This is a genomic window from Rhizobium sp. SVR5-9E (assembly GCF_056755095.1).
Map to the genome: position 1 here is coordinate 1 of NZ_JBNDHS010000139.1, position 11930 is coordinate 11930.

11 protein-coding genes and 1 pseudogene are annotated in these 11930 nt (G+C 61.1%); 10 read left to right on the top strand and 2 right to left on the bottom strand.

The features are described 5' to 3' along the window. Both ACPYOJ_RS32105 and ACPYOJ_RS32110 read left to right on the top strand, forming a co-directional pair. Window positions 1-2998, top strand: a 2998-nt coding sequence (locus tag ACPYOJ_RS32105; protein ID WP_481419861.1) for an efflux RND transporter permease subunit, incomplete at its 5' end; no start/stop codon positions are given. A gap of 68 nt (window positions 2999-3066) precedes the next feature. Further along, a pseudogene (locus tag ACPYOJ_RS32110) lies at window positions 3067-3195 on the top strand (LysR family transcriptional regulator); the annotation flags it as partial. Here ACPYOJ_RS32110 and ACPYOJ_RS32115 read toward each other — a convergent pair. Continuing rightward, window positions 3154-3324 carry a hypothetical protein gene (locus ACPYOJ_RS32115; RefSeq protein WP_481419870.1) on the bottom strand — a complete coding sequence of 57 codons (171 nt, stop codon included), beginning with the start codon at window positions 3322-3324 and terminating at the stop codon, window positions 3154-3156. The pseudogene ACPYOJ_RS32110 and the gene ACPYOJ_RS32115 sit on opposite strands and share 42 nt — an antisense overlap. Further along, window positions 3321-4070 carry an SDR family NAD(P)-dependent oxidoreductase gene (locus ACPYOJ_RS32120; protein ID WP_481419862.1) on the bottom strand — a complete coding sequence of 250 codons (750 nt, stop codon included), beginning with the start codon at window positions 4068-4070 and terminating at the stop codon, window positions 3321-3323. The genes ACPYOJ_RS32115 and ACPYOJ_RS32120 overlap by 4 nt, the downstream gene beginning before the upstream one ends. A gap of 99 nt (window positions 4071-4169) precedes the next feature. On the opposite strand from ACPYOJ_RS32120, the gene ACPYOJ_RS32125 reads away from it, so the two are divergent. The 8 genes from ACPYOJ_RS32125 to ACPYOJ_RS32160 all read left to right on the top strand — a co-directional run. Further along, entirely contained in the window at window positions 4170-5066 is an 897-nt protein-coding gene (locus ACPYOJ_RS32125) for a LysR family transcriptional regulator (RefSeq protein WP_481419863.1), read from the top strand. A gap of 276 nt (window positions 5067-5342) precedes the next feature. Continuing rightward, window positions 5343-6377 (top strand): ABC transporter substrate-binding protein, encoded by a 1035-nt coding sequence (locus tag ACPYOJ_RS32130; protein WP_481419864.1) that lies wholly within the window; start codon window positions 5343-5345, stop codon window positions 6375-6377. Window positions 6378-6382: 5 nt separating this feature from the next. After that, on the top strand, window positions 6383-7195 hold the full coding sequence (locus ACPYOJ_RS32135) for an ABC transporter ATP-binding protein (RefSeq protein WP_481419865.1): 813 nt from the start codon (window positions 6383-6385) through the stop codon (window positions 7193-7195). Continuing rightward, window positions 7192-8025: an ABC transporter permease gene (locus tag ACPYOJ_RS32140; protein ID WP_168833418.1), complete on the top strand. Its 834-nt coding sequence runs from the start codon at window positions 7192-7194 to the stop codon at window positions 8023-8025. The genes ACPYOJ_RS32135 and ACPYOJ_RS32140 overlap by 4 nt, the downstream gene beginning before the upstream one ends. A gap of 27 nt (window positions 8026-8052) precedes the next feature. Continuing rightward, complete coding sequence (locus ACPYOJ_RS32145; RefSeq protein WP_481419866.1) at window positions 8053-9411, top strand: FAD-dependent oxidoreductase; 1359 nt, start codon at window positions 8053-8055, stop codon at window positions 9409-9411. After that, on the top strand, window positions 9408-10565 hold the full coding sequence (locus tag ACPYOJ_RS32150) for a CaiB/BaiF CoA transferase family protein (RefSeq protein WP_481419867.1): 1158 nt from the start codon (window positions 9408-9410) through the stop codon (window positions 10563-10565). The genes ACPYOJ_RS32145 and ACPYOJ_RS32150 overlap by 4 nt, the downstream gene beginning before the upstream one ends. After that, the gene (locus ACPYOJ_RS32155; protein WP_481419868.1) at window positions 10562-11338 is read left to right on the top strand and encodes an enoyl-CoA hydratase-related protein; all 777 of its coding nucleotides are present in this window, start codon (window positions 10562-10564) and stop codon (window positions 11336-11338) included. The genes ACPYOJ_RS32150 and ACPYOJ_RS32155 overlap by 4 nt, the downstream gene beginning before the upstream one ends. A gap of 37 nt (window positions 11339-11375) precedes the next feature. After that, window positions 11376-11930: LysR family transcriptional regulator (locus ACPYOJ_RS32160; RefSeq protein ID WP_481419869.1), on the top strand; the 555-nt coding region annotated here is incomplete at its 3' end.

An 11930-nucleotide genomic window follows, 5' to 3' on the forward strand; every position in this document is an offset into this window, starting at 1 on the left:
GGTATCGACACCGATCGAACAGCAGGTGAACGGCGTCGAGGACATGCTCTACATGTCATCCTACTCCAGTGGCGATGGCTCCATGGCACTGACAATCACCTTCAAGCTGGGAACCGACCTCGATAAAGCACAGGTGCTCGTCCAGAACCGTATCGCCATTGCCCTGCCCCGCCTTCCGCAAGAGGTGCAACGTCTCGGCGTCACGACCGACAAGACCTCGCCGAATCTGTTGATGGTCGTCCACCTCCTGTCTCCGACCGGCCGCTACGACCAGCTCTACACGTCCAACTATGCACGCAGCCGCATTCGTGACGTTCTCGTACGCCTCCAGGGCGTCGGTGACGTCCAGATATTCGGCGAGCGTCAATATTCCATGCGTGTCTGGCTCGACCCGGAGAAACTGTCGGCCTACGGCATGACATCCGCCGACGTCGTCAACGCGCTCAGGGACCAGAACGTCCAGGTCACGGGTGGCTCCATTGGAGCGCCTCCGGCCGGAACCGACAACGCCTTTCAGTATACGGTCAGGACGGATGGCCGATTTTCCGACGCCCGCCAGTTCCGATACGTGATCGTCAAGGCTGCTGCGGACGGCCGCCTGGTGAAGCTGGAGGACGTCGCGCGCGTCGAGCTCGGTGCGCAGGACTATGTCACGAACAGCTATCTGAACAACAAAACGGCCGTCGCGCTCGTTATCAACGCCCGACCGGGCACGAACGCGCTGGAGACGACCGGGCAGATCAAGTCGATGATGGCAGATTTGTCAAAGAACTTCCCGCCCGGTCTTGAATACAGCATCGTGTACGACCCAACCGAGTTTGTCGCCGAGTCCATCTCGGAGGTCTATCGAACGATCGGCGAAGCGGCCATACTGGTCGCCCTCGTGGTCCTCGTGTTCCTGCAGTCATGGCGCACGGCGATCATCCCGATCGTCGCCATCCCTGTGTCGCTGATCGGTACTTTCGCGTTCCTCGCCGCCTTTGGCATGTCACTGAACATGCTGACGCTCTTCGGTCTGGTCCTGGCGATCGGCATCGTGGTCGATGATGCGATCGTCGTCGTTGAAAATGTCGAACGCAACCTTGCCAAGGGCATGAGTCCGCGCAGAGCTGCGCACGTCACGATGAACGAAGTCGGCACCGCCGTCGTGGCGATCTCCCTGGTACTGATTGCGGTTTTCGTACCGACAGCCTTCATTCCGGGCATCTCGGGGCAATTTTACAGGCAGTTCGCCGTCACCATCTCGATCGCGACGGCCATCTCGGCATTGAACTCGCTTACCCTATCCCCGGCGCTCGCGGCCGTCGTCCTGAAGAAGCACGATCACGCGAAGGAAAGACGGAACATCTTTTCAAGGATCGGACACGGTGCCGCGAGCGGCTTCAACCGTGGCTTCGACGCACTCAGCCGTGGCTACTCGTCCGTCGTGCGGTTCATCGTCCGATCCTGGATCGGGGTCGGCTGCGCCATGGTTGTCTTCGTCGGCCTTCTGGGCGCGACATGGTTCATAAGCACCCAGGTCCCAAGCGGCTTCATCCCGGTGATGGACCAGGGCTACGCCATCATCGTCATCCAGCTTCCGGACGGATCCTCGCTGGAAAGGACGGACGCCGTCGTACGCAAGGTCACCGACATCGCCAGGAAGACTTCAGGCGTCAAGGACGCGGTGGAATTCGCGGGCTTCAGCGGCGCGACGTTCACCAATGCCTCCAATGCCGGCGTCGTGTTCACATCATTCCAGCCCTTTGCCGACCGCATGAAAACAGGTGACAACGCCAACAAGATCATCAAATCGCTCTACAAAAACCTCCAAAGCGTCGATGAAGCCTTCATCATCGCGATCCCGCCACCGCCCGTCCGGGGTATCGGCAACTCCGGCGGCTTCAAGATGCAGATCATGGACCAGGACAGCTCCAGCATGACGCGCGTGCTCGACGTCGCGCGACGGATGGCGGTCGCGGCCAACCAGACGCCAGGTCTGGCTGGAGTGTTCACAACCTTCTCGGAGTCCACTCCCGAGTTCTATCTCGACATCGACCGTGACAAGGCTCAGTACCTCAACGTGCCGATCCCGAGCATCTTCGAGACGCTGTCGACGAACCTCGGCATTTCCTACGTGAACGACTTCAATGCCTTCGGGCGCGTCTACCAGGTGCGCGCACAGGCCGACAAGCGGTTCAGGATGGAGAAGGACGACATGCTGAATCTCAAGGTCAAGTCCGCCACCGGCGCGCTGGTTCCACTCGGCACGCTTGCCGATATCCGTGACACCAGCGGGCCGACCCTTATCCAGCGCTACAACATGTATGTGTCGGTACCGCTGCAGGGCAACGCCACTCCTGGCGTCTCGACCGGCGACGCCATCCAGAAGATGGACGCACTGGCCACCAAGATGCTGCCGCCGGGTACGACCTTCGAATGGACGGACCTCTCCTACCAGGAAACGCATACGGGCGGCAGCATCGTATGGATCTTCGCGCTGTCGGTTGTCTTCGTCTTCCTGGCGCTCGCGGCCCAGTACGAAAGCTGGGTGCTTCCGCTTGCGATCATCCTGATCGTACCGCTCGCCGTCCTCGGCGCGCTGATCGGCGTCTATATCAGGGGCATGGACAACAACGTCCTGACGCAAATCGGCTTCGTCGTCCTGATCGGACTGGCCGCGAAGAACGCGATCCTGATCGTCGAGTTCGCGCGCCAGGCGCAGGATGAAGGCAAAACAGCCATCGAGGCCGCGATCGAGGCAAGCCACCTGCGCCTGCGCCCGATCCTGATGACGGCATTTGCCTTTATCTTCGGGGTGCTGCCGCTGGTCGTGGCTGAGGGACCAGGCGCCGAGATGCGCCAGTCGCTCGGCACTGCCGTGTTCAGCGGCATGCTCGGCGTGACCATCTTCGGTCTCCTCCTGACACCCGTCTTCTATGTCCTGCTCCGCGCGCGCTACCAGCCGCGCAAGCATGAAGAAGAGGACGACGAGGATCTGCAGCAGGCAGCCCAGTAACCAAAGCGTGTGGTTGGCCCGTCAGCTGCAAACGCTGTCGGGCCGCACCGCCGCGATTATAATGTCTAATGTCGCCTTGTTATGATCTCGCACGATATTTAATCTCGGTGGTCGAACAAGGTAGCTTCACGTGGGCGGCCGAAAAGCTGCACGTTTCACAATCCGCGCTGTCGCAACAGATTCGCCATCTCGAAGAACGCCTCGGCGTGAAACTTCTCGACAGATCCGGCAAAACAGTTGTCGCGACGGATATCGGCAAGGCCTATATCGGTCACGCCGCTCGGGCTCTGCGAGAGTTCGATGCTGGCAAGCGCGCTGTCCTTCAAGCCAAGGTCATGCCGCCATCGACATGCAGTTCGATTCCGTTAACGAAGCTCCCTGCGTCGGACGCAAGGAATAGCGCAGCGCGGGCCAGTTCCTCCGGCCGCCCCATGCGGCCGGCGGGAATGAGGGAAGCCATATAGTCTTCAAATGTCGGGCGATCGGCTTCCGAAACCCCCAGCTTGCCGAGGATTGCGGTTTCGACTGGCCCGGGGCTCAGGATGTTGACGCGGATCTTCCGTGGTTTGAATTCGATGGCCCAGTTCTTGGCGAAGGCGGCGACCGCAGCTTTCGAGCCAGCATAAACGGCGTGGTCCGGCAAGACCTTCGTTGCCGCCAACGAACTCGTGACGATAATGCTACCGCCATCGCGAAGAAGCGGAGCGACCGCCTGCACGCCGAAGAAGACGCCGCGAGTATTCGTTGCAAAATGGCGGTCGTAGTCTTCAGGCGTAACATTGCCCGAAGCCGCGAGGTTGATGACACCGGCATTTGCCATGTAGATGTCCAAGCCGCCGAAGCGGCTTTTCACCATGTCCGCGAGTTTTTGGTGATGCTCCAGATCGGAAACGTCGCCAACGATGCCGATGGCACCGTGGCCAATCTCTCCGACCGCCTGATCGACGACGTCATGGCGTCTACCGGTCATGATGACCTGCGCCCCCTCCTCTGCGAAGAGGCGCGCGGTCGCCTTGCCGATGCCGCTGTTACCACCGGTGATCACGGCAACCTTACCCTTGAGACGCTGCATTTGTTTATCTCCTTTTTCCATCGGGGATGAGATAAACGCTCGCGACGCATGCCATTAGACCACGACCAGGCACATGATTTGTGCCCCACGGAGATACGAATGCCAAACCTGCTGGACGAGACGTCGGGATTGATGGCGTTCGTGAGGACCGTAGAAACCGGATCATTCACGGCGGCCGCGCGCGATCTCAGCACGACACCATCAGCGGTCTCGAAAAGCGTGGCGCGATTAGAGAAGAGAATCGGAACGCGGCTCTTCCTGCGCTCTACCCGAGCGCTGACCCTGACGCAGGACGGACAGGCGTTCTTCGAGCGCGTCGCGCCGCTGCTGCGCGAGCTCGATGCGAGCGATGGGGCCATCCGGTCACAGGTAGCGCCGTCCGGCAGGCTGCGGATCAGCATGCCCGGTGAGCTTGCGCCGCTGCTACTCCCCCGCCTGTTCGACACGTTTGCAAAGAATTACCCGGACCTCCAGCTCGATGTCGGGCTGACCGACCGCTTCGTTAATTTGGTCCGCGAGGATTATGACGTCGCCCTGCGCGTCGGAACTCCCATGCAAGAGGATTTGATTGTCCGCCGTCTGGCGGATCTGCCGATGGCGATTGTCGCCTCCCCTGCCTTCCTCAACACATGGGGCAGCCCGAAATCCGCGGACGACCTGGTCGGTTTGTCCTTTGCGCGTTACGCGATGGGCGGCGCGGCGCAGCCCGTCCGACTCGCAGATGGCACGGCTTTTATCCCCAAGGGGCGGGTCGACTGCGATACGGGAATGGCCTTGATCCACGCTGCGCGTAGCGGGCTTGGCGCTGCCTATCTGCTGCGATGCCTCGTGACGGACGATCTGCAGGTCGGCACGCTTGTCGATCTCGCACCGGAGATTGGGCTTCCCAAGCTACCTCTCAGTGTCCTGCATGCCTTCGGGCGGACCGTTCCGGCACGCGTAAGGCTGTTCTGCGACTTCATGGCCGGCGAAGCCAAAACCCTCGCCGGCCTATAGCTTCGGCGTAGCTCGCGTGCCCGCCCCGCCGTTATCGCCTGCGTCGGCGACGATTTTGCAAAAGTACGGCTGTGCGGGCTTGGATCCCGTGCACAAGAGGTTCGCACATAATCTGGGCCGGATCGGCTTGCGGCGTTGCCTTTTGGGCAAGGCTAGATACGAAATATTGTTCTTTATTGGAACGCTCCTTTGCGTCATCGTTCCTGTTAAGCCGGCATCCAGACCGGCATCGCCAAGCAATCGCATATTTGCTTAGAGCCTCACAAGGGAACCAAAATGTCACGTTTCATGATGAACCGTCGCCATTTCATGGCGAATGCGGCCGCGTTCGGTGGTCTCGCCGCCGCCTCCAGTTTTATTGGTATTCGCGCCGGCCGGGCTGAGGATGTCGCCCAGGTCAGGATGCAGCTCGGTTGGCTCGCCTCCAACGGCCTGATCGGCGAGGTCGCCGCCCAGAAGAAGGGCTTCTTCAAGGAGCAGGGTATCGAGCTCGAAATCGTCCCTGGCGGCCCGAACGTCGATGGCGTCGCCGGTGTTGCCGCCGGCCAGTCGACACTCGGCCAGATCTCCTCCAGCCCCTCGGTGATGCTGGCGCGTTCCGCCGGCCTGCCGGTGAAGGCCTTCATCGCCGGCTACCGCAAGCACCCCTTCACCTATTTCTCGCTGAAGAAGGCGCCGATCCGCGAGCCGAAGGATATGATCGGCAAGACGATCGCCACCCAGCCGACGGCCTTCATCCTGCTGCGCGCGCTGCTCGCCAAGAACGGCATCCCGGAAGACCAAGTCAAGATGGTCAACATGGGTTCCGACATGAACCAGTTGATTACCGGTCAGGCCGATGCCGTCACCGGCTGGGTCACCAATACCAATGCGCTGGCGGTTCTTGGCGACGACCGTGTCGATATGATGCTCTGGGATGCCGGTCTGCAGCTCTATGCCAATGTCTACTACACGACCGACGAACAGCTCGATAAGCATTCCGATGTTCTGATCCGCTTCACCACGGCTGCTGCCAAGGGCTGGGGTTATGTTCGCGACAATCCGGAAGAGGCAGTCGAGATGCTGGTCGAAGCCTTTCCGAACCTCGACAAGGCGAGCGAACTCCAGGCCGTCCACCCCGTCATCGATTTCTCCTTCGGCGACAGCACCAAGGAATTCGGCTGGGGTGCCATGAACAAGGACAATTGGGCCGCCCAGATCAAGGCCTATGCCGATCTCCAGCAGTTCAAAGGAACCGTGCCGACCGTCGATGATGTGGCCACCATGGCGATTCTCGACGCCACCGCCGAAATCCGCAAGCAGGTCGGGTGAGCGTCATGATGAGCGCTGTATCCGTCAGGCAGCCGGATCCGCTGAACAGCGGATCCGGGCTTGCCGTCTCCGTCAGCAATCTCGATATCCGCTTCGGCGACAAGGCTAATGAGTTCACGGCCCTGTCGGATGTCTCGGTGGATATTCCGGAAGGCTCCTTCGTCACCATGCTTGGTCCGTCGGGCTGCGGCAAGTCCACGCTGCTGCGCTGCATTGCCGATCTCGTGCATATCAGCGACGGTTCGGTCTCCGTGCTCGGCCGCTCGCCACGAGAGGCGCGCGAGGACAGAGACTTCGCCTTCGTCTTCCAGGATGCGACGCTGTTGCCCTGGCGCAGCGTCATCGACAATGTTCGCCTGCCAGTCGAAGTCGGCAAGCACGACAAGAGCTCCTATGCCGATCCACATGACCTGCTGGCGCTTGTCGGCCTCAAGGGGCGCGAAAATGCCTTACCGCACGAGCTTTCCGGCGGCATGCGCCAACGCGTCGCGATCGCCCGGGCGCTCGTCACGCGCCCGCGGATCCTGCTGATGGACGAGCCCTTCGGCGCGCTTGACGAGATCACCCGCGACAAGCTGAACGAGGAGCTCTTGCGCGTCTGGCAGGAGACGGGAACGACGATCGTCTTCGTCACCCATTCCATTCCGGAAGCCGCCTTCCTCGGCCAGCATGTGCTGATGCTGCAGGCCCATCCCGGCCGCGTGAAGGAGTTCATGAAGGTCGATCTGCCCTATCCGCGTTCGCTCGCCATGCGCGATACCGTGGAGTTCATCAAGGTGACGGCGCATCTGCGCTCGCTGCTGGAGGAATGTCTATGAGCAACGCCCTGCAGACCGAAGGGCGCAGCCTCGCCCACGCACCGCGCAGGATCGCGCTTCTGGATGCGACCCTTGGCGTCTTCTCCTCGCATATGCCCGCGATCGTGGCGGCGATCGGCTGCGTCGTGCTCTGGCAACTCGTCGTCTGGATCTTCAAGATCCCGACCTTCATGGCTCCGGGCCCAATCGACGTCGTCCACGCCTTCCGAGACAATGCGCCGACGCTGATGAACAATTTCCTGCCGACCCTGCTGGAAGCCGCACTCGGTTTCGTCTTCGGCAACCTCGTCGCTATCATGCTCGCGATTTGGTTCGTCCATAGCACGACGGCGGAAAAGGCCTTCTACCCGATCGCCGTTTTCGTTAAGGCGATCCCGATCATCGCCTTGGCGCCGATCCTGGTGCTCATCTTCGGCAACGGCATAACGCCCAAGATCATTATCGCAGGGTTGATCTGCTTCTTCCCGACGCTGGTCAATATGGTCCAGGGCCTAAGGTCTGCAAGCCCGGCCATGCTCGATCTGATGCGGGTGCTGTCGGCGAGCAATTCGGAGATCCTGTGGAAGGTCCGCTTTCCGAGCTCTCTGCCCTTCCTCTTCGCGGCATTGAAGATCGCGGCGACGAGTAGCGTGATGGGGGCGATCGTCGCCGAATGGATCGGCTCCAGCTTCGGCCTTGGCGCCCTCATTATCGAGGCCACCTACAATTTCCGCTCGCCGCTTCTCTACGCGACGGTGGTGATTGCCGCGCTGCTTGCCGTGGTGCTGTTCTTCATCGTCTCAATCGTCGAAGCCAAGGTCGTCCGTTGGAAACCGGCCGGACAACACTGAGCCCACGCAAAAAATAAGGAAACACCAATGACTCAGGTTATTCATCAGCCTGCGCGGGAGATCCGTGTCGTCGATCGTTCGGATGTTGTCGTGGTCGGCGGCGGTCCGGCCGGCATATCGGCTGCCGTCTCCGCCGCCCGCAACGGCGCCACCGTCACCCTTCTCGAGCGCTATCCCTATGTTGGCGGGCTTGCCGCGGGCGGTATGGTGCTGGTGCTCGACGATATGATCAACGAGCTCGAAGTCACCGTACGCGGCATCTGCATGGAGATGATCGAGCGCATGAAGCGCTGGGATCTCTGCGTTACGCCGACGGAGCGCGACCGGCTGATCGAATTTCGCGACACGCCGGAAGCCTGGCAGCGCTGGGCGCGCTGGGGTCTCTTCGATTTCCACACGCAATCGATGCCGCATCCGGTCTGCTTCTCGGCCGCCTTCGATCCCGACGGTTTCAAGCGCGCCGCTTACGACATCATCGGCGAATCCCGCGTCAAGCTACGCACCCACAGCTGGTTCTCTTCCGCGATCGTCGAGGACGGCGCCATCAAGGGCGTCATCTGCCAGACGAAGGAAGGCCTGCAGGCCATCATGGGTGATGTCGTCATCGACACGACGGGCGACCTCGATGTCGCAGCAAGCGCCGGCGCCTCGCATGTGGAATCGAACTTTATCCTCACCACGGTTTCGCGCTGGGGCGGCGTCGACACCGACGCCGCCGAGCGGTTTGAAATCGAGGAGCCGGAGGCCTTCAAGAGGCTCGATCACGAGGCCAAACGCCTGATCGGCGGCTGCTGGTCCTTCTGGTGGCTGAAGACGCCGCTTCCGGGCGTCGTCTGGCTCAACTGCCCGCACATGCCCAATCTTTCCGGGCTCAAGACCGAGGACCTGACAAAGGCCGAAATCGAGGGTCGCAACCGGATCGGACGGCTCTTGGAATTCTCTCGAGAGAAGTTGCCCGGCTTCGAGAACGCCTATGTCGTGGATTTCGCGCCGCAGACGGGCGTGCGCCAGAGCCGACTGCTCGACGGCGAATACGTCGTCACCAAGGACGATGTGATGAACCGCATCCACTTCGCAGACACGGTCTGCCGTGGTCGCGACTACTACACCCCATACCGCGCCATGCTGCCACGCGAAGTGGATCAACTGATCGTCGCCGGCCGCCACTATTCGTCGACGCCGCAGGCGCAGAAATCGAGCCGTGAGATCCCACCTTGCATGGCCATGGGGGAGGCGGCCGGCGTAGCCGCCGTCGTGGCCCTCAATGCAGCGACCACGGTCAAGAAGGCCGATGTTCGGGCGATCCAGAAACAAATGCGGGCACAGGGCGCCGACCCCGGCGACCGCCCATCCGAAAATGCAACATTCCTGGAGGCTGCGGAATGAACTCTCTCCCACTCGACGGCGTCCGCGTGATCGATTTCACGCAGGTCATGCTTGGTCCCTGCTGCACCCAGGTGCTCGCGGACTACGGCGCCGAGGTCATCAAGATCGAAAAGAGCCGGATCGGCGATCTATCGCGCTGGTCGCTGGGATCGGATCCCGATGGGCTGAATAATCCCGTCTTCTGCTCCCTCAACCGCAACAAGAAGAGCCTGGCACTCGACCTCAAGCTTCAGGAGGCACGCGAAGCTGTCCTCACGCTCATCGAAAGTGCGGACGTTGTCGTCAACAACTTCCGTCCGGGCGTCATGGAACGGATGGGCTTCGGCTATGAGGACCTGAAGAAGATCAACAAGCGGCTGATCTATGCCGTCGGCACCGGCTTCGGGCTTACCGGGCCTTATCAGCACAAAGGTGGCCAGGACGTCCTCGCCCAGGCACTGACCGGCGTGATGCGGCGCAAATCCGACAGCGGCCATCCAACCTCGATCTATGCGACGCCGCTTGCAGATTATTCCGCCGGCATGCATCTCGTGCAGGGCATTCTTCTGGCTCTGCTGCAGCGTGAAAAGATGGGAGAAGGTCAGCAGGTCGCGGTCAGCCTCTACAATTCGATGCTCGCCATGCAGATGCAGGAAGGCGCTGCCCACATGATGCGCAAGAAGGACCTCAACTGGGGTGCCTTTCCGCTGACGGGCGTCTTCGAGACCACGGACGGAGCGATCGTCATGGTCGGCGCCTTCAAGCAGAACCCGTTGCAGGACATCTGCAATGCGCTGGAGATCGAAGACCTTTCTCAGCAGCCCCGATACAAGGACTTCGACGCCCAGATGGCGCATCGACCGGAGCTGCAGGCGATCTTCCGCGAAAACTTTGCAAGAAACAGCAATGCCCACTGGCTGAAGCGGCTGGAAGAGGTAGATATCCTCTGCGCACCGGTCCGCACACTTGCAGAGGCGCTGGACGACGAACAGACGATCATCAACAGAATGATACTTGAGGCCGGAGAAACGGCGGCCGGGCCAGTGCGTCTGATTGGCTCGCCGATCGACATGTCGGCCGCTCCGGTGAAAGTGCGCATTCCGCCACCGCACCTCGGCCAGCACAATGATGAAATCCTGGAAGCGCTCCCGGCACGACAGGGAGATGCGGCATGACCGTCGGATTTTCCGTCGGCAACCGGATGGCGCGGGTGACACTCGACCGTCCCGAGCGCATGAATGCCGTCGATGCCGAGACCGAGCGGGAGCTCGAAGCCATTTGGCGGGAGATCGAAGCCCGCGACGACATCAGTTGCGTGGTGCTTACCGGCGCAGGCGAAAAAGCCTTCTCTACCGGGGCTGACCTCAAGGGCAGCGGCAACAAGACCGGCCTTGAATACTGGGCCGAAAGCCGCCCCAGCGGCTTCGGGGGGATCGCCTTTCGAAAAACGCTCGACGTGCCGGTCATCGCCAGGGTCAACGGCTATGCGCTCGGCGGCGGCTTTGAGATGGTGCTCGGTTGCGACATCGTGATTGCGGCGGAGACGGCAAAGTTCGGCCTTCCCGAGGCACGCGTCGGTCGAATGCCGCTCGACGGCGGCATGGTCCTGCTACAGCGAAAGATCCCCCACAATCGCGCAATGGCCGTCCTTTTGACCGGCCGGCAGTTCACAGCAAGCGAGATGCAGGATTTCGGGATCGTCAACGAGACCGTCCCTTATGCCGAACTCGATGCGGCCGTCGACCGCTGGGTGAAAGAGATCGTGGCTTGCGCGCCTTTGTCGCTCAGGGCGATCAAGCAGACGGTCAACCGCACCGGACACCTGAGCCCCGCCGAAGCGCAAGGCCTGCGCACACCCGCATTGATCCGTGCGCTACAAAGCGAGGATGCCCAGGAGGGCGTTTTGGCCTTTCGCGAAAAACGTGCACCGGTTTGGCAGGGGCGGTGAGCATGCTATGAATCTCGGGATATTTGGGGGACCCTTTGTGCACGCCAGCATCCTGAGATATTTCATCGAAGTCGCGCGTTCCGGCTCGATCCGCAAAGCTTCCGACGAAGTGCATGTCGCGACATCAGCACTCAGTCGTCAGATCCGCAAGCTGGAGGACGAGCTTGGAACCCCACTCTTCGAGCGCTTCTCCGATGGCCTTCGCCTTACCGCCGCCGGCAAGGTGGTGCTGAAGCATGCCAAGGAGACCATGCACCAGTACGAGATCATGAAGTCCGATCTTGGCGATCTGCAGGGCAAGCGGACAGGCCGCGTAAATATCGCTTGCCTGGACAGTCTCACGGTTCAGTTCCTGCCGGAATTCGTAGCTGCCTTTCACAACAAGAACCCCGCCGTCGACTTCCGCATTCGCGCGGACAACTACAACAATATCTTCCAATTCGTCGCTGACGGCGATTGCGACGTCGGCGTCACCTTCGATCTTGCCCGCCCGCACGACATCAAGCTCGTACACGGTGTACGCATGCCGCTGATGGTGATGGTCGCACGCCATCATCCGCTCGCCCGGCAAAAAAGTGCGACGCTGCAGGAA